This is a genomic window from Pseudomonas sp. CH235, assembly GCF_004368175.1.
GTDB classification, from domain to species: Bacteria; Pseudomonadota; Gammaproteobacteria; order Pseudomonadales; family Pseudomonadaceae; genus Aquipseudomonas; species Aquipseudomonas paraglycinae.
Map to the genome: position 1 here is coordinate 78,827 of NZ_RRZJ01000017.1, position 24,670 is coordinate 103,496.

Genomic DNA, 24,670 nt, shown 5'->3' on the forward strand with positions numbered 1-24,670 from the left:
ACCCGTACAACCTATAGACCGATCAGTGGCCTGATAGGCGTGGCCGCCAGTAAAACGGATCAGTATCCTAGCACCCTCTCGCCCGCCGACGCTAAGACCAAGCGGGCAGCCCAACAGGTTTAAAAACGAATGAATGCTCTAGCCCGCCGCGCCGCAGGCCTGCTGCTCAGCACAGTCTGCCTGCCCCTTTCGGCCCTGGCGGCCGACCCGCAACCGACCCACGAATTCACCCTCGACAACGGCTTGAAGGTCGTCGTGCGCGAAGACCATCGCGCGCCGGTGGTGGTGTCGCAGGTCTGGTACAAGGTCGGTTCCAGCTACGAAACCCCGGGCCAGACCGGTCTGTCCCACGCCCTCGAGCACATGATGTTCAAGGGCAGCGAGAAAGTCGGTCCCGGCGAAGCCTCGCTGATCCTGCGCGACCTCGGCGCCGAAGAGAACGCGTTCACCAGCGACGACTTCACTGCTTATTACCAGGTGCTGGCCCGCGACCGTCTGGGCGTGGCCTTCGAACTGGAAGCCGACCGCATGGCCAACCTGCGCCTGCCGGCTGACGAGTTCGCCAAGGAAATCGAAGTCATCAAGGAAGAGCGCCGCCTGCGCACCGATGACAAGCCGATGGCCAAGGCCTTCGAGCGCTACAAGGCCATGGCCTATCCGGCCAGCGGTTATCACACGCCGACCATCGGCTGGATGGCTGACCTGGAGCGGATGAAAGTCGAAGAGCTGCGTCACTGGTACCAGTCCTGGTACGTGCCGAACAACGCCACGCTGGTGGTGGTCGGCGACGTGACTCCGGACGAGGTGAAGACCCTCGCCCAGCGCTACTTCGGGCCGATCCCGAAACGCGACGTGCCGCCGGCGAAAAAGCCGCTGGAACTGGCCGAACCGGGTGAACGCCAGATCACCCTGCACGTGCAGACCCAACTGCCGAGCCTGATGCTCGGCTTCAACGTCCCGAGTATCGCCACCGCCGAAGACAAACGTTCGGTCAACGCCTTGCGCCTGATTTCGGCATTGCTGGACGGCGGCTACAGCGGTCGCATCCCGACCCAACTGGAGCGCGGTGAAGAGCTGGTATCCGGCGGCTCGTCGAGCTACGACGCCTACACCCGCGGCGACAGCCTGTTCACCCTGTCGGCCACACCGAACACCCAGAAGAAAAAAACCATGGCCCAGGCGGAAGCCGGCCTGTGGAAACTGCTGGAACAGCTGAAAACCACCGCACCGTCCGCCGAAGAGCTGGAACGCGTGCGTGCGCAGGTCATCGCCGGTCTGGTCTTCGAGCGCGACTCGATCACCAGCCAGGCCACTGCCATCGGCCAGCTGGAGACCGTCGGTCTGTCGTGGAAACTGATGGACACCGAACTGGCGGATCTGGAAAGCGTTACTCCGCAAGACATCCAGAACGCCGCCAAGCTGTATTTCACCCGCGAACGTCTCAGCGTCGCCCACGTCCTGCCACTGGAGACGACTCATGAGTGAGCGCAAAACCCCACGTCTGCTGCTCGGCCTGATCGCCGTGGCCATCATCGGCTCCGCCGCGTTCTATCTGGTGCCGAGCGACAACACCAAGGCCAGCGAAGCGCTGGATAACGCCAAGTCCAGCCAGAAGCTGCAATCGCTGGCCGAACTCGACGGCAAGGCCCCGGCCAGTCGCAAGCTCGACGTGCAGACCTGGAACACCGCCGAAGGCGCCAAGGTGCTGTTCGTCGAAGCCCGCGAACTGCCGATGTTCGACATGCGCCTGATCTTCTCCGCCGGCAGCAGCCAGGACGGCAACGCGCCGGGTCTGGCCCTGCTGACCAACGCCATGCTCAACGAAGGTGTGGCGGGCAAGGATGTCGGCGCCATCGCTCAAGGTTTCGAAGGCCTGGGTGCGGATTTCGGCAACGGCGCCTATAAAGACATGGCCATCGCGTCGCTGCGCAGCCTGAGCGCCGCCGACAAACGCGAGCCGGCGCTGAAACTGTTCTCGGAAGTGGTGGGCAAACCGACCTTCCCGGCCGACTCCTTCGCGCGCATCAAGAACCAGATGCTCGCCGGTTTCGAGTATCAGAAACAGAACCCCGGCAAACTCGCCAGTCTGGAGCTGATGAAGCGCCTGTACGGCGATCACCCGTACGCCCATTCCAGCGACGGCAACGCGCAAAGCGTGCCGAAGATCACGCTGGCGCAACTGCGTGAGTTCCACGCCAAGGCCTATGCGGCCGGCAACGTGGTGATTGCGCTGGTGGGCGACCTGTCCCGCAGCGAAGCCGAGGCGATTGCCAATCAGGTGTCCGCTGCGCTGCCAAAAGGCCCGGCGCTGGCGAAGATCGCCCAGCCGCAGGAACCGAAGGCCAGCGTCGGTCACATCGAGTTCCCGTCCAAGCAGACCAACCTGATGATCGCGCAACTGGGCATCGACCGTGACGACCCGGACTACGCCGCGCTATCGATGGGCAACCAGATCCTCGGCGGTGGCGGTTTCGGCACCCGGTTGATGAGCGAAGTTCGCGAGAAGCGCGGCCTGACCTACGGCGTGTATTCGGCGTTCAGCCCGATGCAGGCTCGTGGCCCGTTCATGATCAACCTGCAGACCCGCGCGGAAATGAGCGAAGGCACCCTGAAACTGGTGCAGGACGTGCTCGCCGACTACCTCAAGACCGGCCCGACCCAGAAAGAACTCGACGACGCCAAGCGCGAACTGGCCGGCAGCTTCCCGCTGTCCACCGCGAGCAACGCCGATATCGTCGGTCAGCTCGGTGCCATGGGTTTCTACAACCTGCCGCTGAGCTATCTCGATGACTTCATGCGTCAGTCCCAGAGCCTGACAGTCGAGCAGGTTCGCGACGTCCTGAACAAACACTTGAGCACGGACAAACTGGTCATCGTCAGCGCTGGCCCGACCGTGCCGCAAAAGCCGTTACCGGCCCCATCTGATAAACCTGCCGAGCAGCCGCTCGGGGTTCCGGAGCATTAATGGCCAGTCCAAAGAAACCTGTACAAAAACTGCACAACGGTGTGAACCAGTTGCGCATCATCGGCGGCGAATGGCGCAGCCGAAAGCTGAGCTTTCCTGATGCGCCGGGTCTGCGCCCGACGCCAGACCGGGTGCGCGAAACCCTGTTCAACTGGCTCGCGCCATACGTCGCCGGGGCCAAGGTGCTCGATCCGTTCGCCGGCAGCGGCGCACTGTTTCTGGAAGCGCTGTCCCGTGGCGCGGCAATGGGTCAGGCGCTGGATGCCAGCCATGTCGCGGTCTCCAGCCTGAAAGAACACCTCGGCACCCTGCGCTGCACCAACGGCCACGTGCAAACCGCCGACGCGCTGCGCTATCTGGAAACCCAGACCGCGACCGCGTTCGACCTGGTGTTCCTCGACCCGCCGTTCAACCAGAACCTGCTGCCCGCCGTGTGCACGCTGCTGGAAGAGCGCCAATGGCTGGCCGATGATTCGTGGATCTACACTGAAAGCGAAACCGCGCCATCGACCCTCGGCCTGCCAGGCAACTGGCGCCTGCACCGCGAGCAGAAATCCGGGCGGGTGTACTACGCGTTGTGGCAACGTATGGCAGTGATCGCCGGTTAACCGACCGGCCTGAAAAAGCGGCGAGTCTCAGCCGAGGCTCGCTGCGCTGCATCGAGAGCAATCGTGTCCCCTTCGTCTAAACCGTTCATCCCCGCCTTCGGCCTCGGCAATCCGCACCTGCAAACCTTGTGGGGGCCGTTGTGGCGCAAAACCGTGCACCTTGATCGCCAGCGCGAACGACTGTGGCTGGACGACGGCGACTTCCTCGACCTCGACTGGTACGGCCCGCACAGCGCCGAGGCGCCATTGGTGTTGGTACTGCACGGGCTGACCGGTTCTTCCAATTCACCTTACGTGGCCGGGATCCAGGCAGCGCTCGCCGCGCAGGGCTGGGCCAGTGTTGCGCTGAACTGGCGCGGCTGCTCGGGCGAACCGAACCTGTTGCCACGCAGCTACCATTCCGGCGCCAGCGAAGACCTCGCCGAAACCATCCGCCACCTGAAAGCCAAGCGGCCACTGGCGCCGCTGTATGCGGTCGGCTATTCCCTGGGCGGTAATGTGCTGCTCAAGCATCTGGGGGAAACCGGCAGCGCCAGCGGCGTGCTCGGTGCAGTGGCGGTGTCGGTGCCGTTTCGCCTCGATCAATGTGCCGATCGTATTGGCCAGGGTTTCTCGAAGGTCTATCAGGCGCACTTCATGCGCGAGATGGTCGCCTACATCAAGAACAAGCAGCGCCAATTCCAGCACGACGGCCGCGAGGACGGTCTCGCCGCACTGGCCGCCCTCGGCTCGCTGGAAAACATGCGCACCTTCTGGGATTTCGATGGCCGGGTGACCGCGCCGCTGCACGGTTTCGCCGATGCCGAGGATTACTATCGCCGCGCATCGAGCCGCTATTTTCTCGGTGAGATCCGCACGCCGACCCTGATCATTCAGGCGGCGGACGACCCGTTCGTATTTCCCCACAGCCTGCCGCAGGCCAGTGAGCTGTCGGCCACGACGCAATTCGAATTGCAGAACAAGGGCGGACACGTCGGTTTCGTTGACGGCACGCTCCGCCAACCGGGTTATTACCTGGAGCGACGGATTCCGCAGTGGCTGGCCGACGCGGGGCGCGGGTGAAGTCATGAGCGATCAGGGCGAGTCGATCCGTTTCTGGCAGGCCGCGCCTCTGGCCGGGGTCGAGCTGTTGACCGCGCGCTACATCGAGCATCGTTTCGCCCCGCACGTCCACGACGGTTATGTGATCGGCATGATCATGGCCGGCGCCCAGCGCTACCGTTATCGCGGCGCCGAACACCTGGCGGGCAGCGGCACGCTGGTGCTGATCAATCCGGACGAAGTGCATAACGGCCACAAAGGCACGGAGGACGGCTGGCTGTACCGGGCGTTTTATCCCGACACAGGGCAGATCGTCGCGCTGCTGAATGAGCTGGAACTGCCGACCGCACCGATGCCGGCTTTCGGCGCGACGCTGTATCGCGATCCGGACCTGGTCAACGGTTTCTGTCAGTTGCATCGCTTGCTGGAAAGCCCCGCCACCGCGCTGCAACAGCAAACGGTGTGGCGCGAAATGATGATGTTGCTGTTACAGCGTCACGCAGCGGTGCAGATCAACGGCAATCCCGGCAAAGAGCACCGCGCGGTGGCGATGGCCAAGGAGTTGCTGCACGCGCAACTGGCGGCGCCGCCCTCGCTGGAAGAACTGGCGGCGGCCGTGAACCTCTCGCCCTTCCACTTTGCCCGGGTGTTCCGTCGCGCCACCGGCATGCCGCCGCACAGCTGGCTGATGCAGCAGCGGATCGCCTGCGCGCGTGGCTTGTTGCAGAGCGGCTGCCTGCCGGTGGAGGTCGCCACGCAGCTGGGATTTGCCGACCAGAGCCATCTGAGCCGGCAATTCAAACAGGTTTACGGCGTGGGGCCGGCGGCCTATCGCAGCGCGCGGCTGGATCGCTGAGCGATTACTCGCCCGTAGCGATACCGCGCGCAGGATCGTTGATCCACTCGCTCCACGATCCGGCATACAGCGAACCCAACGGATAACCCGCCAGGCACAGGGCGAACAGGTTGTGACACGCCGTCACCCCGGAGCCGCAGTAAGCCACCAGATCGTTCGGGGAACGCTCGCCGAGTTTCGCGGCGAAACGCTGCTTGAGCTGATCGGCCGGCAGGAAACGCCCGTCGCTGCCCAGGTTGTCGGTGAACGCCGCGCATTGTGCGCCGGGAATGTGCCCGGCGATCGGGTCGATCGGCTCCACTTCGCCCTTGAAGCGTGGCAAGGCACGGGCATCGAGCAGGGTCAGGGCCGGCTGGCCGAGGCGCTGCTGCAATTGCTCGGCGCTGAGCAGCAGGCTCATGTCCGGCCGGCCGCTGAAGTTGCCCCGGGCCGCTGACGGTGGATCAAGACTCAACGGCAGCCCCGCCGCATGCCAGGCCTTGAGCCCGCCATCGAGAATGAACACGCCGTCACGCTTGCCCAACCACGCCAGCAACCACCAGGCCCGGGCGGCATAGGCGCCCGGGCCGTCGTCATACAAAACCACGTCGCTGTCGTTATTGATGCCGAACGCTTGCAGGCGTTCGATCAGCGCCGCCGGCTCCGGCAGCGGATGGCGACCGGTCACACCCTTGGTCACCGGGCCGCTGAGGTCGCGTTCAAGATCGGCGAAATGTGCCCCGGCAATGTGCCCCTCGGCGTAGCTGCGCTGGCCGTAATCCGGGTCTTCGAGGGCAAAACGGCAATCGAGAATCACCAGCCCCGGTTGCGCCTTGCGGGCATCCAGTGCGGTCGGGCTGATCAGTTGCGCAATCGGCATAGCGAACGACTCCAGTGAGGAAATGGAATTACGGTCTTTCTTCGAGGGCCTGGGCCAGCGGCACGTAGAACTCTTCGAACAAGGCGTTGACCTCATCGCGGGCCTGCTCGGTGACGAACCCTGCTTCCAGCACCAGCACCTGATACACGCCACGCTTGATGGCCTGCTCGCTGAGGTGATTGGAATTCTCCCGGGTCGTGCACAGGAAGCGCACCCAAGAGGTGAGGATGATCCACGCGTTGAGGGTGAGGGATTCGATCTGCACGCGGTCCATCTTCAGGATCCCGGCGGCAACGAAGCCTTCGTAGATCGCCGCGCCCTGGATCACGCAGCGCTGGGAGAAGCGCCGATAACGCCCGGCCAGGTCCGGATCGCTGTCGAGCAGGTGCTCGAGATCGCGGTGCAGGAAACGGTAGCGCCACATCGCCGACAGCAGTTCCTTGAGATAGAAACGCTTGTCTTCGACCGTCGCGGCACGGCCCTGGGGCGGACGCAGGAAGCTGTCCACCAGGCTTTCGTACTCACTGAACAGCACGGCGATGATCGCCTGCTTGTTGGGGAAGTGGTAGTACAGATTGCCCGGAGAAATCTCCATATGGGCGGCGATGTGATTGGTGCTGATGCTGCGCTCGCCCTGCTGATTGAACAGCTCGAGGCTGTTCTGCACGATGCGCTCGCTGGTTTTGATCCGTGGGGCCATGGCTTGAGCTTTAATTCAGAGTGCGTTGGGGGGCATCTTACGACCTATCCGGAGCGGGATAAAACCAGGATGCGCAAGGAAGCCATTTGACTTTCTAGAGCATAGACTCTAAAAAGTTCCTCAAAACAACATCTCCGGAGCTGACAATGACTGCCGATATTGCCTACCTGCAAACGCTGCAACAGCCGCTGGAAGAGCTCAACCGGCTGTTCAACGCGCAGCGTGCCGCCTACGCCGCCAACCCGATGCCACCTGCAGCCCAGCGCCAGCAATGGCTCAAGGCCCTGCGCGATTTGCTGAGCAACGAACGGCAGGCCCTCATCGACGCGATCAGCTCCGATTTCAGCCACCGCAGCGCCGATGAAACCCTGCTCGCCGAACTGATGCCGAGCCTGCACGGCATTCACTACGCCAGCCGGCACATCAGCCAGTGGATGAAACCTTCGCGGCGCAAAGTGGGTGTGGCTTTCCAGCCGGCATCGGCGAAAGTCGTGTATCAGCCGCTGGGCGTTGTCGGCGTCATCGTGCCGTGGAACTACCCGCTGTTCCTGGCCATCGGCCCGTTGACCGGCGCGCTCGCGGCCGGCAACCGGGTGATGCTCAAACTCAGCGAATCGACCCCGGCCACCGGCCTGCTGCTCAAGGAACTGCTGGCGCGGATCTTCCCCGAAGATCTGGTGTGCGTGGTGCTCGGCGAGGCCGATGTCGGCGTGGCGTTTTCCAAGATGCGCTTCGACCACCTGCTGTTCACCGGCTCCACCAGCGTCGGCAAGCATGTGATGCGCGCAGCGGCAGAAAACCTGACACCGGTGACCCTGGAACTGGGCGGCAAATCCCCGGCCATCGTTTCCCACGACGTACCGCTCAAGGACGCCGCCGAACGCATCGCTTTCGGCAAGACCCTCAACGCCGGCCAGACCTGCGTGGCCCCGGACTACGTGCTGGTGCCGGAAGCGCGCATCGGCGGTTTCGTCGAAGCCTATCGCCAGGCGGTGCGCGGGTTTTATCCGACGCTTGCCGACAACCCGGACTACACCGCCATCATCAACGAGCGCCAACTGGCGCGGCTCAACAGCTACCTCAGCGACGCCACCAGCAAGGGCGCGCTGCTGATTCCGCTGTTCGACCAGGGCCAGGGCCGGCGCATGCCACACAGCCTGTTGCTGAATGTCAGCGACGAGATGACGGTGATGCAGGACGAAATCTTCGGCCCGCTGCTGCCGATCGTGCCGTATCAGGATCTGGATCAGGCATTTGCTTACATCAATCAGCGGCCACGTCCTCTGGCTCTTTACTACTTCGGCTACGACAAGCGCGAACAGAAGCGCGTACTCAGCGAAACCCATTCCGGTGGCGTCTGCCTCAACGACACGCTGCTGCACGTGGCGCAGGACGATATGCCGTTCGGCGGCATCGGCCCGTCAGGCATGGGCCATTACCACGGGCACGAAGGTTTCCTGACGTTCAGCAAGGCCAAAGGTGTGCTGGTCAAACAGCGCTTCAACGCGGCGAGGCTGATCTACCCGCCCTACGGCAAATCGGTTCAGAAACTGATCCAGAAACTGTTCATTCGCTAACGTCACCGCCGGGTAATAACAACAATGCACCCAAGCCTGACCGAAACACCTGCCCTGTCGCGCCGTGGCCTGCTGAAATTCAGCCTGGGCGCCACGGCCTTCCTCGCCACTGCCGGCCTTGGTGCCAGCCTCAGCGGCTGTTCGTCGAGCGTATCGGCCAACGGATTCGCCACGTTGCGCAGCGGCGATCTGCTGTTTCTGCGCGCGCTGATTCCAGTGATGCTGGATGGCGCCGTTGCTGTGGAAAAGCTGCCCGCCGCTGTCGATGGCACCCTGAAGTCGCTGGATTACAGCCTCGATCACCTGTCGCCGGAAATGCTCAAGCTCACCCGGCAACTGTTCGATGTGCTGGGCATGGCGGTGACGCGCGGTCCATTGACCGGAATCTGGGGCAGCTGGGAAAACGCCAGCCCCGAGGCGATCCGTCACTTTCTAGAACGCTGGGAAAACAGCTCGCTGAGCCTGCTGCGCATGGGCCACAGCTCATTGCTGCAAATGGTGATGATGGCCTGGTACACCCGCGCCGAATCCTGGGCCCATTGCGGTTACCCCGGCCCGCCCGCCGTTTGAGCCTGGCGACCCACGCAAAACAATAATAAGAGAACCTGATCGATGCCCGTACCCGACCCGTTTCGCGAAGGCCTTGCCCGTGGCTGGAAAACCTACAACGGCGCGCAACTCACCGATGACCTGACCCTGGAAGCCGACGTCGCCATTATCGGCAGCGGCGCCGGTGGTGGCACCACCGCGGAAATCCTCAGCGCCGCCGGCTATAAAGTGCTGCTGATCGAAGAAGGCCCGCTCAAGACCAGCAGCGATTTCAAACTGCTGGAAGACCAGGCCTACAGCAGCCTCTATCAGGAAGGTATCGGCCGCATGAGCAAGGATGGCGCGATCACCATCCTTCAGGGCCGCGCGGTCGGCGGCACCACGCTGATCAACTGGACATCGAGTTTTCGCACGCCCGAGCCGACCCTCGAACACTGGGCCAAAGAACACAACGTCAAAGGCCACAGCCCCGCCGACATGGCGCCGTGGTTCGAAAAAATGGAGCAACGACTCGGGGTCGCCCCGTGGATGGTGCCGCCCAACGCCAACAACGACGTGATCCGCAAAGGCTGCGAACAGCTCGGCTACAGCTGGCACGTGATCCCGCGCAACGTGCGCGGCTGCTGGAACCTCGGCTACTGCGGCATGGGCTGCCCGACCAACGCCAAGCAATCGATGATGGTCACGACCATTCCGGCAACCCTGGAAAAGGGCGGTGAAATGCTCTATCTGGCCCGGGCCGAAAAGCTGTTGATCAGCGGCGACAAGGTCACCGGCCTGCAATGCGTGGCGATGGACGAACGCTGCGTCGAGCCGACTGGACGTACGATCACCGTCAAGGCGCGGCATTACGTGCTGGCCGGCGGCGGGATCAACAGCCCGGCGCTGCTGATGCGTTCGGATGCACCGGATCCGCACAAACGGCTGGGCAAGCGCACCTTTCTGCATCTGGTGAACATGTCCGCCGGGCGTTTCGACGAGGTCATCAACCCGTTCTACGGTGCGCCGCAGTCGATCTACTCGGACCATTTCCAGTGGAAGGACGGCACTACCGGCCCGATGGCCTACAAACTCGAAGTACCGCCGCTGCACCCGGCGCTGGCCGCCACGTTGCTCGGTGGTTTCGGTCAGGAAAGCGCGCAACACATGGCGAACCTGCCGCATACCCACGCGATGCTCGCCCTGCTGCGCGACGGTTTTCACCCGGATAGCCAGGGCGGCAGCGTCGAATTGCGCGGTGACGGCTCGCCGGTGCTCGACTATCAGGTGTCGCCTTACACCTGGGAGGGTTTGCGCCGGTCTTTCCACAGCATGGCCGAGATCCAGTTCGCCGGCGGCGCCAAAGCGGTGATGCCGATGCACGCCGATGCCCGCTACGTGAACAGCCTGGCCGAGGCCCGCTCGTTGATCGACAGCCTGAGTCTGGAGCTGTATCGCACCCGCCTGGGCAGCGCTCACGTCATGGGCGGTTGCGCCATGGGCGAGGACCCGAAAACCGCCGTCACCGACAGCCTCGGCCGTCATCATCAACTGAGCAATCTGTCGATTCATGACGGCTCGCTGTTCCCCACCAGCATCGGCGCCAACCCGCAGTTGTCGGTGTACGGTCTGACGGCGCAACTGGCGACATCCCTCGGCGAACGGTTGAGAAACCCGTGAAAAAGACGAAAATTCCGCTCGTCTATAGTGCTTTCTTATCCAACAGGCGACTTTCCCGACCGGGACGGCTGCGATACCATCCGACTCCCCAACGGATTCCCGCCAGGACGACGCGATGAACCGAGTGTTGTACCCAGGTACCTTCGACCCTATTACCAAGGGCCATGGCGATCTGGTCGAACGCGCCTCGCGCCTGTTCGACCACGTGATCATCGCCGTCGCCGCCAGCCCCAAGAAGAATCCGCTGTTCCCGCTGGAACAACGGGTCGAGCTGGCCCGCGAGGTCACCAAACACCTGCCGAACGTGGAAGTGGTCGGCTTCTCGACGCTGCTGGCGCATTTCGCCAAAGAGCAGAACGCCAACGTGTTCCTGCGTGGCCTGCGCGCGGTGTCGGACTTCGAATACGAATTCCAGCTGGCCAACATGAACCGCCAGTTGGCTCCGGATGTGGAGAGCCTGTTTCTCACCCCGTCCGAGCGTTATTCGTTCATTTCCTCGACCCTGGTGCGGGAAATCGCGGCCCTGGGCGGCGATATCAGCAAGTTCGTCCACCCGGCGGTAGCCGAAGCCCTGACCCTGCGCTTCAAGAAGTAACGACCGTTCAAACGGCGCCCGCGTGCACTACGGGCGCCAATGCGGCACAATTGCGCGCATTGATTCATAGCGCCCGGGCTCCCCGCCCCGGCTGGAGTTAGCATGTCCCTGATCATCACCGACGATTGCATCAACTGCGACGTCTGCGAACCCGAGTGCCCGAACGCCGCCATTTCCCAAGGCGAAGAGATCTACGTGATCGACCCGAACCTGTGCACCCAGTGCGTCGGCCACTACGACGAGCCGCAGTGCCAGCAGGTCTGCCCGGTGGATTGCATTCCACTGGACGAAGCCCATCCGGAGACTGAAGAACAGTTGATGGAGAAGTACCGCAAGATCACCGGCAAGGCTTGAGCCACTGAATCCGATCGCAGCCCCCGGCTGCGATCGCGTCATTCGCGCTGCTCGAATCCCTCCCCTGTGCAGCCCAGGCATCGCACGAACGCCGCTTTCGCCGGCGCCACCACCAGCGCCTCTCCCGCATCGCCAATCCCGCCACCCAGCGCGGTGAACGGCAACGACACGACGAACGCCCCGGCACCAATCACCGTTGCCACCACCAGCAATGGTCGGGCAATCAGCAGATCGCCGAGCATGGCGTAGGCCGGTGGATTCTGGATGGCGTAACGAGGATCACCGCTGCCGCCTTCCGTGGCCTGAACGGTCAGACTGAAGCACAGCAGCAGGGCGACGATGAGGGTTTGCAAGGACTTCATGGCACGATCCTTCGAGCTGAACAGTGAGACAACTCACTATAGACCGTAGGACTTTTTCGGAGTCTTTGCTCAGCTCTGGCAGCGCGGGCACCAGACGCTCGCGCGCTGACCGAGCTTCATTTCCCGCAGGCCCGTTCCGCAGACCTTGCAGTGCTCGCCGCCGCGACCGTAGACAAACAGTTCCTGCTGGAAATACCCCGGCTGCCCGTCGCCACCGATGAAATCACGCAACGTGGTGCCGCCGCGCTCGATGGCGGCAGCGAGGATGCGTTTGATCTCGATCGCCAGCTTCAAATAGCGCGCCCGGGAAATGCCTTTGGCTTCGCGACGCGGATCGATACCGGCGGCGAACAGCGCTTCGGTCGCGTAGATATTGCCAACCCCCACCACCACGGCGTTGTCCATGATGAACGGCTTGACCGCCATCGAGCGCCCGCGCGACAGCTGATACAAGCGCTCGCCATCGAACAGATCGGTCAACGGCTCAGGCCCCAGGCGAATCAGCAATTCGTGATTGAGCGGGTCGGTGCTCCAGAGCATCGCCCCGAAACGCCGCGGATCGGTGTAGCGCAGGGCCAGGCCCGACTCCAGTTCGATATCGACATGCTCATGCTTGGCCGCTGGCATCCCGACCTCAACCAGCCGCAAGTTACCCGACATGCCCAAGTGGCTGATCAGCGTGCCGACTTCGGCGTTGATCAGCAGATACTTGGCGCGCCGCTCGACCAGCACGATGCGCTGCCCGGACAGGCGCACATCGAGGTCTTCGGGAATCGGCCAGCGCAGCCGCCGGTCACGCACGATCACCCGGCTGACGCGCTGGCCCTCCAGGTGCGGGGCGATGCCGCGGCGGGTGGTTTCGACTTCCGGCAATTCAGGCATGGGGGTCTCGAATCAGTTTGCTAAATCAGTGTGCGCCAAGTTCGCGGATGGTTTGCTTCAACGTTTCGAAGTCGTAATCCGAGAGGCCGATGTATTCCAGCACCAGCGGCCCGACGGCCTGCCATTCGAAGTCTTCGGTCTGGTTGCCCAGCACCCGGTACGACGCGCAGATGTGCTCGGCCATTTTCAGGATCGCCAGCAGGTTTTTCATCTGGCTGTTGCGCGAAGTTTCATCGCTGAAGATCGCCAAGGCATTGTGGTGGTTGGCGATGGCCGCGCTGACATGCTCCGGCAGGCGCCAGGATTTGGCGGTGTAGTAACCGACCACCGAGTGGTTGGTGTTGTAGACATCGTTCTCGGTGTCCACGACCCGGCGCTCGGCACTCGCATTGGCATAGGCCGTCTCCAGCGTGGTCATGTAGTCGGGGAAACGCTGAAGCATCAGCGGCACGCCGCAATCATGGAAAAGACCCAAGGCATAAGCCTCGTCGCTCGCCTCGGTGCCAACGCGCTTGGCCAGGGTCAGGCAGGTCATGGCCACGTCCTGGGCGGTGTCCCAGAAACGGTTGAGGGTGACGATGGTGTCATCGTTCATTTCGCCCTTGATCGACATCGCGTTGATCAGATTGATGATCGAGCGACTGCCCAACAGATTCACCGCGCGCTTGATCGAGGTGATCTTGTTGCTCAGGCCGTAATAGGGCGAATTGACGATTTTCAGCAGCGAGCCGGACAGGCCAGGATCCTGGGAGATCAGCTTGGCGATCGTCTCCAGGTCGGGGTCGGGCATGTACTGCTCCATTTGCAGATCCACCATGATCTGCGGCTGCGCGGGCACGCTGATGCCTTGCAGGGACTGTTGAATCTGTTCGGTGGTCAGCTCTTGGGACATAAGTACACACTCTGGGACAGGCGGCGATTCTAACCTCTAAAAACCGACGGACGACACACCAGTGGGCAATTCGCAGGAACTTTCACTTTCCACCAGCCTTCGGAATCTGTAGTGCCCGGAGCAGTTCCCCATCTGTCGCGGGCAGTAATTCCAACAGACTCAGGAGCTTAACGATGGCGACTTCTCTCAGCGGCAAGCGCGTCGCTTTTCTGGTAACCGACGGTTTCGAGCAGGTTGAACTGACTGGCCCCAAAAAGGCACTGGAGCAGGCGGGAGCGCAGGTTGACATCCTCTCCGCCGAAGCCGGCAGCGTCAAAGGCTGGAATCACGATAAACCTGCGGACGACTTCAAGGTCGACCAGACCTTCCAGGGCGCAAGCATCGATCAATACGATGCCGTGGTGCTCCCGGGCGGTGTGCAGAACTCTGACACCATCCGCATCGACCAGGACGCCCAGCACCTGGTCAAGACCGGTGCGTCCGCCGGCAAGCCGATCGCAGTGATCTGTCATGGCAGCTGGCTGCTGATTTCGGCAGGGCTGGTCAATGGCAAGACCATGACCAGCTACAAGACCGTCAAGGACGATCTGGTGAATGCGGGGGCGAACTGGGTTGATCAGGAGGTAGTAAAAGACGGCCACCTGATCAGCAGCCGCCAGCCGGACGATATTCCGGCGTTCAGCAATGCGCTGATCGACGCGCTGTCGGCATAGAGCATAAGCGTATGGATACGGGGCGGGCCTGCTCGTGATGAGGTCAGCCGCGTTTCATCGCACGCCAAACCCGGCATAAGGCGCAACACGGTATACTCCCGCTCTTTTTTCCGGAGCGACGTCATGTCCCTGCCTAGCTTGCGCCTCAAAGCCAACGCCGACCGTCGCCTGCGCGCCGGTCACCTGTGGATCTACAGCAACGAAATCGACGTGGCCGCGACCCCGTTGCACGGCTTCAAGGCCGGCGACCAGGCGATCCTCGAAGCCGCCGGCGGCAAGCCGCTGGGCATCGTCGCCATGAGCCCGAACAACCTGATCTGCGCGCGTCTGCTGTCGCGCGACATCAAGCTGCCGCTGGACAAGTCGCTGCTGGTGCATCGCCTGAACGTAGCCCTGTCGCTGCGCGAGCGCCTGTTCGACAAGCCGTTCTATCGTCTGGTCTACGGCGATTCCGACCTGCTGCCGGGTCTGGTGGTCGACCGTTTCGGCGACATCCTCGTGGTGCAGATCGCCTCGGCGACCATGGAAGCCCATAAAGATGACGTGATCGCGGCACTGACCCAGGTGCTCAAGCCAAGCGGCATCCTGTTCAAGAACGACTCCGCCGCGCGCGATGCCGAAGGCCTCGAGCGTTACACCGAAACCGTGTTCGGCGTGGTGCCGGAGTGGGTAGCGCTGGAAGAGAACGGCGTGAAGTTCGAAGCGCCAGTGGTTCAAGGTCAGAAAACCGGCTGGTTCTACGACCACCGCATGAACCGCGCCCGCCTGGCCCCTTACGCCAAAGGCAAACGCGTACTGGACCTCTACAGCTACATCGGTGGCTGGGGTGTGCAAGCGGCCGCATTCGGCGCCAGCGAAGTGTTCTGCGTCGACGCATCGGGCTTCGCCCTCGACGGCGTTGAGCGTAACGCCGCACTGAACGGCTTCGCCGACAAGATGACCTGTATCGAAGGCGACGTGTTCGAAGCCCTGAAAGAACTCAAGGCCAGCGAAGAGCGCTTCGACGTGATCGTTGCCGACCCGCCGGCGTTCATCAAGCGCAAGAAAGACCTGAAGAACGGTGAAGGCGCCTACCGTCGCCTGAACGAGCAAGCCATGCGCCTGCTCACCAAGGACGGCATCCTGTTCAGCGCTTCGTGCTCGATGCACCTGCCGGAAGACGACCTGCAGAACATCCTGCTGACCAGCGCCCGTCACCTGGACCGCAATATCCAGCTGCTGGAGCGTGGCGGTCAGGGTCCGGATCACCCGGTACACCCGGCCATCCCGGAAACCCGCTACATCAAGAGCATCACCTGCCGCCTGCTGCCGAACAGCTAACGGTATCGATGCGTATAAAGAAGGGGAGCCTAGGGCTCCCCTTCTTTTTGCCTTTAACGTTGCTTTCCTACACTTATTGTCCTGCAGACTTGCAGGATATTTCCGCGAATACTTTATTTACTGAAATTTAACTTACACACCCATTTCCAGCCAAAGATCACTCCGACAAAATTACTGGATTATTCCTACTTAATATTTGCTTGCGATTAATCCATTACAAACTATTATTAAGTCGTCGCCACGGAGGTGACACCAACTAACCACGAAGCAGCAACGAACAAGGAGTTCAATCATGAAAGCAATTACTCTGGAATCCCGCACCCTCGCAAATCTGGCTTTTCTGGTCGCACCTAAAGCCCGTTAAGTAAGGTGGGCGCTGGGTATAGCCGGCTACCCAGCGCCTCTGACAAAGCACCTATCCAGAGCAGCGTGCCCCAACATGCATATAAATCCTTATTTATTCATACTGCCACGAACGCCCGGCCAGATAGTCTGGAACTACAAAGACCATACTCAACATGAACTTGATCTTGAATATTCCTCCCGACTGGCGCAACTTGTCCACAACCCTGATTTATATGACAACAGCAACATAATAGACACACAGTTATTAAATGCCGGAATACTGACTTCTTCAAAAATCTCAGCGCCTGCCTGGGGCTGGGATGAACTGTCCAGGATCTACCATATCGGGACTCGGGACATTCCTTGCGAACACACTCCCCGAAACATTCAGGAATGGTCCAGGCAATATCTAGAACACTGCAACAAAGTGCTTGCCACTCCCCCGCCAGCCGACATCCCTGTGGATACCCGTCCGAACGCACTCATCGCCCTGCCCAAGCCGCTGGCACTGAATGACGACAGCCTGTCGAATTCACTGACCCGGCGAAAGACCTGCCGATCCTTCACTGGCGCTGCCGTGTCGCTGGATGATGTGGGCACCTTGCTTTACCTGTCACTCGGTTACCTGGGAGAACGCGAAACCGACTGCGACGACAGCATCGCCGAAGGACTGGGCGCGCGGCGCAGCAGCCCTTCCGGCGGTGGTCTCAATGCCTGTGCCGGGTTCGTGTTTGTACAGAACGTCGACGGACTGGCACCCGGCGTGTATGCCTACCACCCCGCCGAACACGCCCTGAGCTTCATCAACCCTTTGCCCGACACCGCGCCCGGCAATCTGCTGGGGGGGCAGCATTTCATCAATAACCTGCCATTGGGGTTGTTCATCACCGCCCGCTTCGATCGCCTCTGGTGGAAATACCCGCACTCGCGCGCCTATCGAATGGCGTTCGTCGAAGCCGGGCACCTTTCGCAGACGTTTCAACTGGTGGCTACAGCACTGGGCATGAGCACCTGGCTCACAGGCGCGTTTTCCGATGATCAGGTCGAAACGTTGCTGAAGCTCGAGAACAGTGCGGAGCAACTCTTGTTCTTCGTCGGTTGCGGGGAAAGCGACGGTCAGGCGATGTGTCAGGAAATGCGTGACCTGCTGCGTGAGGCACAATCATGAGTGCCCTCGTCCCGGAACCGGTCTTTCAGTTCACCCTGAGCGACTGGAACAGCCGCGCCTCCGTTCGCGCCAGCCCCCACGATTACCGCTTGCCGGACAACGTGCAGGAGCAACTGGAGACCCGGCACTGGTTTCCGCCGGCATTCCTTCCTTACCTGGCCCACCCGGTGATTGAGGCCGCGGGCCGTTCGATGCTGCATCGGCTTACGGCCCGGCATCTGGTGCATTTCCTTGACTACACCACGCTGCTAGAACACCGGATCGTCAATCGCGCCGTCGAAACCATCGTCCACGGCGAGCTGCCCGTCGCGGTACCGGCGCCGATGAAAACCGCCGCGCTCCAGCTCTACACCGACGAGGGCTATCACGCCCTGTTTTCCAGTCAGGTAGCAGAGCAGATCGCCAGCCTCTATGCCATCACCGGGCGACCCGTGATGCCCAGACGCATCACCCGGATGAACCTGCTGGTCGCACGCACAAGGCAGGAGCAACGGCCGCTGGCGTGCTTTCTTCTGGGCTTCGTCTCGGAAACCATCATTGCCCGTGAACTGCTGGATGTCTGCCGCGACAGCTTGGTGTCCGGCGTCAACGACATGTTGCGCGATCACCTCACCGACGAAGCGCGCCACAGCCGCTATTTCACCGAAGTGTTCCACTACCTCTGGTTGCACCTGAACCCGCGACAGCGAACGTTCACCGCGACGACCTTGCTCGACATTCTGGAAATCTTCTTCGAAGTGGATGAGCACTGGCTGCAGGAAAGCCTCTGTGGCGCGGGCATTGCAAATACGACGGTGACGGACATTCTCGGCACGATGACATCGACCCAGGCCAGTCGACGGCGGGCACGCGCCGGCAGCCTCGCTACGTTGAAGGCATTGAAGAAAGCCGGATTTTTCGCCGAACCTCAAAACCAGACACTATTTGCCAGGGCGGGACTGATCGATGGATGACGGACAATCTGTGGTGACCCGACGACAGCGGCGCGGGGCTGTCAGTCTTTTGCTGGCAATGGTGTTGCTCGGCGTCTTTCCACTGGATGTCCTGCTGCCTTCGTTCCCGGCACTGGCCGAACACTTTCGCCGCACCCCGGCGGACATCGCCCTGTCGATCAGCCTGTTTGCGGTCGGAATTGCCTTCGCCCAGTTGCTGATCGGCCCGCTGTCGGATGTGATCGGACGCAAGGGGCTGCTGCTCGCCGGCATGAGCGTTTCCATACTCGGCGCCCTCGGTTGCGTGATGACCTCGGACTATTCGCTGTTTCTGATGTTCCGGGTGTTGCAGGCGCTGGGCTGCGGTTGCTTCGTGCTGTCACAGGCGCTGGTGCAGGACCTGTTCGAAGGCGAAGAACGTGACCGCCTACGGATTTTAATGGTCACCGCCGGCGGGATTTTCATCTCGATATCGCCGCTGGCTGGCACCTTTCTTCAGGCGACGCTGGGCTGGCGCGGCAGCTTCTGGGTGTTCATCGCATTATCAGCCGCAGTGCTGCTCAAGGCCTGGCTGTTTCTGGAGAACACCCGACCTACCGCCACTGGCACACGTACGAACTTCCTCACGGCCTATCGACGGGTTCTGGGAGATTTCGACTTCGTCGGTTACTGGCTGATTTCAGCGTTTGCATTCGCCTGCCATTTCTCATTCATCGTGATCTCGCCGCTGATCTTCATGGATCGGCTGCAACTGTCCGCTTACGAATTTTCGTTGATCCTGCTGATCTACGGTGCGGCTTACGTCACCGGGGGGATCCTCGCCAGCGTGCTGAGCAGGCGCATCAACAGCGGCCAGCAGATGGTCGTCGGCCTGAGCCTGATCCTGTTCGCCGGCGTGACCATGCTGTACCTGTCGTCGAACTTTGCACTGGCTCCGGCGACCGTGCTGATCCCGATGCTGATCTGCACCGCCGGCACCACCATTGCCCGGCCGGCCGCCACGTCCCGGGCCATGAGTCTGTTTCCGGAAAACGCCGGCACGTCGGCCTCGGCCGGCAGCACGATCATTTTCATCTGCGGCGGCTTGATCAGTGCCTTGATCAGCCTGAGCCCGACCAATCTGCAATCCACGCTGGGCTACAGCTTCGTGATACTCAGCGGGGTGGCACTGGCGTTGAACGCGCGGATCAGTCGCCGCAGCGATCTCGTGGGGCAACCGGACAGCGATTAATCCTGCCGGTCGTCATCCCGCACGCTTCGTCAGCACTGGAACAACGCTTTGCGCCATTCCCTCCTGACGCCAGCGGTGTAGAATCGCGAGATTCATCGCCATTCATCCCCGGCGGGTTTATGAGCTCAGGCTGAGACCAGCGGCGATCCCGCAACGTCATCGGCAACATCAGGACACACGGCCATTTCTGAGTGTTCCAGACGTCAATAGAAGCTCACTCCCTTTTGATACCTGATTAGCCGCCCGGAGTGCTCCATGCCAGATTACCGCTCGAAAACATCCACCCACGGCCGCAACATGGCCGGCGCCCGCGCACTGTGGCGCGCCACCGGGATGAAAGATGACGACTTCAAGAAGCCGATCATCGCCATTGCCAACTCCTTCACCCAGTTCGTACCGGGCCACGTTCACCTGAAGGACCTGGGCCAACTGGTTGCCCGTGAGATCGAACGCGCTGGCGGCGTTGCAAAAGAATTCAACACCATCGCCGTTGACGACGGCATCGCCATGGGCCACGACGGCATGCTCTATTCGCTGCCGAGCCGCGAGATCATCGCCGACTCCGTCGAGTACATGGTCAACGCCCACTGCGCCGACGCCATCGTCTGCATCTCGAACTGCGACAAGATCACCCCCGGCATGCTGATGGCCGCCCTGCGCCTGAACATCCCGGTGATCTTCGTCTCCGGCGGCCCGATGGAAGCCGGCAAGACCAAACTGGCCAGCCACGGTCTCGACCTCGTCGACGCCATGGTGATCGCCGCCGACTCCAGCGCTTCTGACGAGAAGGTTGCCGAGTACGAGCGCAGCGCCTGCCCGACCTGCGGTTCGTGCTCCGGCATGTTCACCGCCAACTCGATGAACTGCCTGACCGAAGCCCTGGGCCTCGCACTGCCGGGCAACGGTTCGACCCTGGCCACCCACAGCGATCGCGAGCAGCTGTTCCTGCAGGCCGGCCGCACCATCGTCGAACTGTGCAAACGCTACTACGGCGAGAACGACGAGTCGGTACTGCCGCGCAACATCGCCAACTTCAAGGCGTTCGAGAACGCGATGATGCTCGACATCGCCATGGGCGGTTCGACCAACACCATCCTGCACTTGCTGGCCGCGGCCCAGGAAGCCGAGATCAACTTCGACCTGCGCGACATCGATCGTCTGTCGCGCAAGGTGCCGCAGCTGTGCAAGGTCGCGCCGAACATCCAGAAGTACCACATGGAAGACGTGCACCGCGCCGGCGGCATCTTCAGCATCCTCGGTTCGCTGGCCCGTGGCGGCCTGCTGCACACCGACCTGCCGACCGTGCACAGCCGCAGCATGGAAGAAGCCATCGCCAAGTGGGACATCACCCAGACCGACGATGAAGCCGTGCACCATTTCTTCAAGGCAGGCCCGGCCGGCATTCCGACGCAAACCGCGTTCAGCCAGTCGACCCGTTGGGAAACCCTGGACGACGACCGTGAAAACGGTTGCATCCGCAGCTTTGAACACGCCTATTCGAAAGAAGGCGGCCTGGCCGTGCTGTACGGCAACATCGCCCTGGACGGCTGCGTGGTGAAAACCGCCGGTGTTGACGAGTCGATCCACGTGTTCGAAGGCAACGCCAAGATCTTCGAAAGCCAGGACAGCGCCGTGCGCGGCATCCTCGCCGACGAAGTGAAGGAAGGCGACATCGTCATCATTCGCTACGAAGGCCCGAAAGGCGGCCCGGGCATGCAGGAAATGCTCTACCCGACCTCGTACCTGAAATCCAAAGGCCTGGGCAAAGCCTGCGCCCTGCTGACCGATGGCCGTTTCTCCGGCGGTACTTCCGGTCTGTCCATCGGCCACGCTTCGCCAGAGGCTGCGGCCGGCGGCGCGATCGGTCTGGTGCAGGACGGCGACAAGGTGCTGATCGACATTCCAAACCGCTCGATCAACCTGTTGATCAGCGATGAAGAACTGGCGGCACGCCGGGTCGAGCAGGACAAGAAAGGCTGGAAACCGGTCGAACAGCGTCCACGCAAAGTGACCACCGCCCTCAAGGCCTACGCCCTGCTGGCGACCAGCGCCGACAAGGGTGCCGTGCGCAACAAGGCGATGCTCGACGGGCTGTGATGCTTAACCGTCGCGCATAAAAATGCCCCGCCAAGTGCGGGGCATTTTTTTGCCTTCAGGTTTTGATCGTTCCCACGCTCCCGCGTGGGAATGCCTCAAGGGACGCTCTGCGTCCAGTGACGCGGAGCGTCACGGGCTGCATTCCCACGCGGACGGTTCGACGCCTCGACGTGGGAACGATCGTCGCGCTCTGCTCGGGAGCGATCACCGTAGCAATTACTGGATTTCTTCAGGTTTGACGATCACCCAGTTCTTGTCCGCCGTCACCGGCAAACCTTCTTTCGCCTGGGCCGCCGCGTGCTTGGCCATCATGCCCTGAATCTGGGTCATGTACTTGTCCTTGCGATTGACCCACAAGTGAATGCCACCCTTGGCCACGTCCACATCGTGGAACAGCATGTAGCCGTCGCTGGTCGGTGTGTCGCCACCCACCAGTACCGGTTTTTTCCATTCGTCGATATAGGTCAGGATTGCCGCGTGCTTGCCGGCCATCCAGGTTGCCGGAGTCCACAGGTAGGGTGTCAGCTCGAGGCCGAGGTTGGCCTTCTCGTCATATTTGCCGGCGGTGATCTGCTTGCGCGCGGTGGTCAGCTCGCCGGTCTCGCGGTTCTTCAGCAACGTGGTCACGCCGATCACGTTCTGCGGTTTGACGTTGTAGCCATACTTCGGATCGGCCGCGACCATCCGCACCAGTTCTTCGGAGGCGGCGGTCATCACGTAGACTTCGATGCCGTTCTCCATCAGTTTGTTGTACAGCTCTTTCTGGCCAGTGAAGATCTTCGGCGGATTCACATCCAGATTCTTGACCACGTCACCTTCGTAATAAGTCGCCGGCACCGGTTTGCCCGAGGCCATCAGCTCATCGACGTAGCCCTTGAGTTCCTTGAGGGTGAAGCCGGAAAACACCTGCGCCACCCATGGGTAGCAGACCATGTCGTCGACTTCGCAGAGGCGGTAGTAGTAACTGAACAGGCTTTCCTTGTGGTCGGCGGTGTCCTTGAACGGCATCAGTTTCAGGGAGGGGTCGAGCTTGTCCCGGGTGATCAGGCCCTTGTTTTCCATGAACGGCAGCAACGACTCTTCGAGGTCGTAGCGGTAACTGGTGTTGTCCATGTCGAACACCGCGTAGTTACCTTTGTTGGCGTTGGCGGCGATCATCGCGTCCAGTGCCTTGGCCTGATCCGCGGGCCAGTGTTTCAGGTCGGTGGCGAACGCCTGAGTGGCCAGGCCCATCCCCACAGTCAGTGCGACAGCCAGAAATTTCGGTGCAAACTTCATTGGCGCTTCTCCCTGGGTCAAAGAAATCGACGCTAACAAATAAATGTGACAGTCCCCGTCTGTCAGCGACCGTCCACGTCCGTTTCGCGCCAGTTGCATCCCCGAGAACGACACCCGCTTATTCCAAAAACGACGGACGACCTTTGATTTCGGTATTAAATCATTGGAAATCAAACTGTTAGGCTTGCCGGTTCGCAACAGCCCCGGAAGGTTGTTGGCACAGTCTTTTCTGGAGTCCTCATGAATCTGCCCCTGATTCTCAACTTGCTGGTGTTCCTCGCCCTGCTCTTCGGCCTGGCGCAAACCCGTCACACCTCGTGGAGCCTGGCGAAAAAAGTCCTGCTCGCACTGGTGCTGGGCGTGGCATTCGGCGTCGCGCTGCACACGATTTACGGTGCCGGCAACCCGGTGTTGAAAGCCTCGATCGGCTGGTTCGATCTGGTCGGCAACGGTTACGTGCAACTGCTGCAAATGATCGTTATCCCGCTTGTGTTCGCCTCGATCCTCAGCGCCGTGGCCCGTCTGCACAACGCTTCGTCGCTGGGCAAGATCAGCTTCCTGACCATCGGCACGCTGCTGTTCACCACCGCGATTGCCGCGCTGATCGGCATCGGCCTGACCAACCTGTTCGGCCTGACCGCCGAAGGCCTGGTTGCCGGCACGCAGGAAATGGCCCGTCTGCAAACCATTCAGACCGACTACGCGGGCAAGGTCGCCGACCTGAATGTGCCGCAACTGCTGCTGTCGTTCATCCCGCAGAACCCGTTTGCCGACCTGGCGCGGGCCAAGCCGACCTCGATCATCAGCGTGGTGATTTTCGCTGCGTTCCTGGGGGTTGCCGCGCTGCAACTGCTCAAGGATGACGTCGAGAAAGGTCAGAAAGTGATCAACGCCATCGACACCCTGCAAGCCTGGGTGATGCGTCTGGTGCGTCTGGTGATGAAGCTGACCCCGTACGGCGTGCTGGCGCTGATGACCAAAGTGGTGGCCGGTTCCAACCTGCAGGACATCATCAAGCTCGGCAGTTTCGTGGTGGTGTCGTACCTCGGCCTGGGCCTGATGTTTGTGGTGCACGGTTTGCTGGTGTCGGCGGCCGGAATAAACCCGCTGCGTTTCTTTCGCAAGATCTGGCCGGTGCTGACATTCGCGTTCACCAGCCGCTCCAGCGCAGCGAGCATCCCGCTGAGCATCGAAGCGCAGACCCGTCGTCTGGGCATTCCGCAATCGGTGGCAAGCTTCGCTGCTTCGTTCGGCGCGACCATCGGCCAGAACGGCTGCGCCGGTCTGTACCCGGCGATGTTGGCGGTGATGGTTGCGCCAACCGTCGGCATCAACCCGCTGGATCCGCTGTGGATCGCGACGCTGGTGGCGATCGTGACCCTGAGTTCGGCTGGTGTGGCGGGCGTGGGTGGCGGTGCGACCTTCGCCGCGCTGATCGTGCTGCCGGCCATGGGCTTGCCGGTTTCGCTGGTGGCGTTGCTGATTTCGGTCGAGCCGCTGATCGACATGGGCCGTACGGCCCTGAACGTGAGCGGTTCGATCACCGCTGGCGCGATTACCAGCCAGGTGATGCAGCAGACCGACAAGGCACTGCTGGATGCCGATGAGCATGCGCAGCTAGCGAGCTAGCCAGCTGCAAGCTGCAAGCTGCAAGCTGCAAGCTGCAAGCTGCAAGCTGCAAGAAGAG

At 61.7% G+C, this 24,670-nt stretch carries 23 protein-coding genes; 17 read left to right on the forward strand and 6 right to left on the reverse strand.

Annotated elements, in window-relative coordinates:
• The first annotated feature begins 129 nt into the window (after window positions 1–129).
• From EIY71_RS18210 to EIY71_RS18230, 5 genes are all read left to right on the forward strand, one after another.
• On the forward strand, window positions 130–1,485 hold the full coding sequence (locus tag EIY71_RS18210) for a pitrilysin family protein (RefSeq protein WP_064600101.1): 1,356 nt from the start codon (window positions 130–132) through the stop codon (window positions 1,483–1,485).
• Complete coding sequence (locus tag EIY71_RS18215; RefSeq protein ID WP_085746698.1) at window positions 1,478–2,965, forward strand: pitrilysin family protein; 1,488 nt, start codon at window positions 1,478–1,480, stop codon at window positions 2,963–2,965. Before EIY71_RS18210 ends, EIY71_RS18215 begins: the two co-directional genes overlap by 8 nt.
• A complete protein-coding gene (rsmD, locus tag EIY71_RS18220; protein WP_007953401.1) occupies window positions 2,965–3,573 on the forward strand; it encodes a 16S rRNA (guanine(966)-N(2))-methyltransferase RsmD in 609 nt (202 codons plus the stop codon). The genes EIY71_RS18215 and rsmD overlap by 1 nt, the downstream gene beginning before the upstream one ends.
• 63 nt (window positions 3,574–3,636) lie before the next feature.
• The gene (locus tag EIY71_RS18225) at window positions 3,637–4,635 is read left to right on the forward strand and encodes a hydrolase (RefSeq protein WP_134022588.1); all 999 of its coding nucleotides are present in this window, start codon (window positions 3,637–3,639) and stop codon (window positions 4,633–4,635) included.
• Between the two features lie 4 nt (window positions 4,636–4,639).
• Window positions 4,640–5,470 (forward strand): AraC family transcriptional regulator, encoded by an 831-nt coding sequence (locus EIY71_RS18230; RefSeq protein ID WP_102716712.1) that lies wholly within the window; start codon window positions 4,640–4,642, stop codon window positions 5,468–5,470.
• 4 nt (window positions 5,471–5,474) lie between these two features.
• On the opposite strand, the gene EIY71_RS18235 is transcribed toward EIY71_RS18230, so the two are convergent.
• Both EIY71_RS18235 and EIY71_RS18240 read right to left on the reverse strand, forming a co-directional pair.
• Window positions 5,475–6,329, reverse strand: coding sequence for a sulfurtransferase (locus EIY71_RS18235; RefSeq protein ID WP_134022590.1), 855 nt, complete (start codon window positions 6,327–6,329; stop codon window positions 5,475–5,477).
• 28 nt (window positions 6,330–6,357) lie between these two features.
• Window positions 6,358–7,029: a TetR/AcrR family transcriptional regulator gene (locus EIY71_RS18240; protein ID WP_007953407.1), complete on the reverse strand. Its 672-nt coding sequence runs from the start codon at window positions 7,027–7,029 to the stop codon at window positions 6,358–6,360.
• 146 nt (window positions 7,030–7,175) lie between these two features.
• On the opposite strand from EIY71_RS18240, the gene EIY71_RS18245 reads away from it, so the two are divergent.
• The 5 genes from EIY71_RS18245 to EIY71_RS18265 all read left to right on the forward strand — a co-directional run bounded on the left by EIY71_RS18245 (window position 7,176) and on the right by EIY71_RS18265 (window position 11,763).
• Window positions 7,176–8,606, forward strand: a complete 1,431-nt coding sequence (locus tag EIY71_RS18245) for a coniferyl aldehyde dehydrogenase (RefSeq protein WP_134022592.1) — start codon at window positions 7,176–7,178, stop codon at window positions 8,604–8,606.
• A 24-nt stretch (window positions 8,607–8,630) separates the two neighbouring features.
• Window positions 8,631–9,176 carry a twin-arginine translocation pathway signal protein gene (locus EIY71_RS18250; RefSeq protein WP_134022594.1) on the forward strand — a complete coding sequence of 182 codons (546 nt, stop codon included), beginning with the start codon at window positions 8,631–8,633 and terminating at the stop codon, window positions 9,174–9,176.
• 42 nt (window positions 9,177–9,218) lie between these two features.
• Window positions 9,219–10,814 carry a GMC family oxidoreductase gene (locus EIY71_RS18255; protein ID WP_134022596.1) on the forward strand — a complete coding sequence of 532 codons (1,596 nt, stop codon included), beginning with the start codon at window positions 9,219–9,221 and terminating at the stop codon, window positions 10,812–10,814.
• Window positions 10,815–10,929: 115 nt separating this feature from the next.
• The gene (gene coaD, locus EIY71_RS18260) at window positions 10,930–11,409 is read left to right on the forward strand and encodes a pantetheine-phosphate adenylyltransferase (RefSeq protein ID WP_007953414.1); all 480 of its coding nucleotides are present in this window, start codon (window positions 10,930–10,932) and stop codon (window positions 11,407–11,409) included.
• 102 nt (window positions 11,410–11,511) lie between these two features.
• Window positions 11,512–11,763, forward strand: a complete 252-nt coding sequence (locus tag EIY71_RS18265) for a YfhL family 4Fe-4S dicluster ferredoxin (protein WP_003195146.1) — start codon at window positions 11,512–11,514, stop codon at window positions 11,761–11,763.
• Between the two features lie 38 nt (window positions 11,764–11,801).
• On the opposite strand, the gene EIY71_RS18270 is transcribed toward EIY71_RS18265, so the two are convergent.
• The 3 genes from EIY71_RS18270 to EIY71_RS18280 form a co-directional block, all read right to left on the reverse strand.
• Window positions 11,802–12,125, reverse strand: a complete 324-nt coding sequence (locus tag EIY71_RS18270) for a hypothetical protein (RefSeq protein WP_007953415.1) — start codon at window positions 12,123–12,125, stop codon at window positions 11,802–11,804.
• Window positions 12,126–12,194: 69 nt separating this feature from the next.
• Window positions 12,195–13,007: a bifunctional DNA-formamidopyrimidine glycosylase/DNA-(apurinic or apyrimidinic site) lyase gene (mutM, locus tag EIY71_RS18275; protein ID WP_007953423.1), complete on the reverse strand. Its 813-nt coding sequence runs from the start codon at window positions 13,005–13,007 to the stop codon at window positions 12,195–12,197.
• Window positions 13,008–13,032: 25 nt separating this feature from the next.
• Entirely contained in the window at window positions 13,033–13,845 is an 813-nt protein-coding gene (locus tag EIY71_RS18280; RefSeq protein WP_166673436.1) for an HDOD domain-containing protein, read from the reverse strand.
• A gap of 227 nt (window positions 13,846–14,072) precedes the next feature.
• Between EIY71_RS18280 and EIY71_RS18285 the strand changes: the two genes are divergently transcribed.
• From EIY71_RS18285 to ilvD, 6 genes are all read left to right on the forward strand, one after another.
• A complete protein-coding gene (locus tag EIY71_RS18285; RefSeq protein WP_085746705.1) occupies window positions 14,073–14,612 on the forward strand; it encodes a type 1 glutamine amidotransferase domain-containing protein in 540 nt (179 codons plus the stop codon).
• 123 nt (window positions 14,613–14,735) lie between these two features.
• A complete protein-coding gene (locus tag EIY71_RS18290) occupies window positions 14,736–15,932 on the forward strand; it encodes a class I SAM-dependent rRNA methyltransferase (RefSeq protein WP_134022598.1) in 1,197 nt (398 codons plus the stop codon).
• Window positions 15,933–16,371: 439 nt separating this feature from the next.
• Window positions 16,372–17,445 (forward strand): SagB family peptide dehydrogenase, encoded by a 1,074-nt coding sequence (locus EIY71_RS18295; protein WP_134022600.1) that lies wholly within the window; start codon window positions 16,372–16,374, stop codon window positions 17,443–17,445.
• On the forward strand, window positions 17,442–18,398 hold the full coding sequence (locus tag EIY71_RS18300) for a diiron oxygenase (protein WP_134022602.1): 957 nt from the start codon (window positions 17,442–17,444) through the stop codon (window positions 18,396–18,398). The genes EIY71_RS18295 and EIY71_RS18300 overlap by 4 nt, the downstream gene beginning before the upstream one ends.
• Window positions 18,391–19,608: a multidrug effflux MFS transporter gene (locus EIY71_RS18305; protein ID WP_102716705.1), complete on the forward strand. Its 1,218-nt coding sequence runs from the start codon at window positions 18,391–18,393 to the stop codon at window positions 19,606–19,608. The genes EIY71_RS18300 and EIY71_RS18305 overlap by 8 nt, the downstream gene beginning before the upstream one ends.
• A 255-nt stretch (window positions 19,609–19,863) precedes the next feature.
• Complete coding sequence (gene ilvD / locus EIY71_RS18310) at window positions 19,864–21,705, forward strand: dihydroxy-acid dehydratase (protein ID WP_085746710.1); 1,842 nt, start codon at window positions 19,864–19,866, stop codon at window positions 21,703–21,705.
• 216 nt (window positions 21,706–21,921) lie between these two features.
• Here the strand turns inward: ilvD and EIY71_RS18315 are convergent, their stop codons facing one another.
• Window positions 21,922–22,983: a phosphorylcholine phosphatase gene (locus EIY71_RS18315; protein ID WP_085605918.1), complete on the reverse strand. Its 1,062-nt coding sequence runs from the start codon at window positions 22,981–22,983 to the stop codon at window positions 21,922–21,924.
• A 240-nt stretch (window positions 22,984–23,223) separates the two neighbouring features.
• Here EIY71_RS18315 and EIY71_RS18320 point away from each other — a divergent pair, with 240 nt between their 5' ends.
• Window positions 23,224–24,612 (forward strand): L-cystine transporter, encoded by a 1,389-nt coding sequence (locus EIY71_RS18320; protein ID WP_102685795.1) that lies wholly within the window; start codon window positions 23,224–23,226, stop codon window positions 24,610–24,612.
• Window positions 24,613–24,670 lie beyond the last annotated feature (58 nt).

Bases quoted from the DNA above. Each gene is read 5' to 3' on its own strand.
- EIY71_RS18210 (WP_064600101.1), top strand. From the start codon at position 130: ATGAATGCTCTAGCCCGCCGCGCCGCAGGCCTGCTGCTCAGCACAGTC.
- EIY71_RS18215 (WP_085746698.1), top strand. From the start codon at position 1,478: ATGAGTGAGCGCAAAACCCCACGTCTGCTGCTCGGCCTGATCGCCGTG.
- rsmD (WP_007953401.1), top strand. From the start codon at position 2,965: ATGGCCAGTCCAAAGAAACCTGTACAAAAACTGCACAACGGTGTGAAC.
- EIY71_RS18230 (WP_102716712.1), top strand. From the start codon at position 4,640: ATGAGCGATCAGGGCGAGTCGATCCGTTTCTGGCAGGCCGCGCCTCTG.
- EIY71_RS18235 (WP_134022590.1), bottom strand. From the start codon at position 6,329: ATGCCGATTGCGCAACTGATCAGCCCGACCGCACTGGATGCCCGCAAG.
- EIY71_RS18240 (WP_007953407.1), bottom strand. From the start codon at position 7,029: ATGGCCCCACGGATCAAAACCAGCGAGCGCATCGTGCAGAACAGCCTC.
- EIY71_RS18245 (WP_134022592.1), top strand. From the start codon at position 7,176: ATGACTGCCGATATTGCCTACCTGCAAACGCTGCAACAGCCGCTGGAA.
- EIY71_RS18250 (WP_134022594.1), top strand. From the start codon at position 8,631: ATGCACCCAAGCCTGACCGAAACACCTGCCCTGTCGCGCCGTGGCCTG.
- EIY71_RS18255 (WP_134022596.1), top strand. From the start codon at position 9,219: ATGCCCGTACCCGACCCGTTTCGCGAAGGCCTTGCCCGTGGCTGGAAA.
- coaD (WP_007953414.1), top strand. From the start codon at position 10,930: ATGAACCGAGTGTTGTACCCAGGTACCTTCGACCCTATTACCAAGGGC.
- EIY71_RS18265 (WP_003195146.1), top strand. From the start codon at position 11,512: ATGTCCCTGATCATCACCGACGATTGCATCAACTGCGACGTCTGCGAA.
- EIY71_RS18270 (WP_007953415.1), bottom strand. From the start codon at position 12,125: ATGAAGTCCTTGCAAACCCTCATCGTCGCCCTGCTGCTGTGCTTCAGT.
- mutM (WP_007953423.1), bottom strand. From the start codon at position 13,007: ATGCCTGAATTGCCGGAAGTCGAAACCACCCGCCGCGGCATCGCCCCG.
- EIY71_RS18285 (WP_085746705.1), top strand. From the start codon at position 14,073: ATGGCGACTTCTCTCAGCGGCAAGCGCGTCGCTTTTCTGGTAACCGAC.
- EIY71_RS18290 (WP_134022598.1), top strand. From the start codon at position 14,736: ATGTCCCTGCCTAGCTTGCGCCTCAAAGCCAACGCCGACCGTCGCCTG.
- EIY71_RS18295 (WP_134022600.1), top strand. From the start codon at position 16,372: ATGCATATAAATCCTTATTTATTCATACTGCCACGAACGCCCGGCCAG.
- EIY71_RS18300 (WP_134022602.1), top strand. From the start codon at position 17,442: ATGAGTGCCCTCGTCCCGGAACCGGTCTTTCAGTTCACCCTGAGCGAC.
- EIY71_RS18305 (WP_102716705.1), top strand. From the start codon at position 18,391: ATGGATGACGGACAATCTGTGGTGACCCGACGACAGCGGCGCGGGGCT.
- ilvD (WP_085746710.1), top strand. From the start codon at position 19,864: ATGCCAGATTACCGCTCGAAAACATCCACCCACGGCCGCAACATGGCC.
- EIY71_RS18315 (WP_085605918.1), bottom strand. From the start codon at position 22,983: ATGAAGTTTGCACCGAAATTTCTGGCTGTCGCACTGACTGTGGGGATG.
- EIY71_RS18320 (WP_102685795.1), top strand. From the start codon at position 23,224: ATGAATCTGCCCCTGATTCTCAACTTGCTGGTGTTCCTCGCCCTGCTC.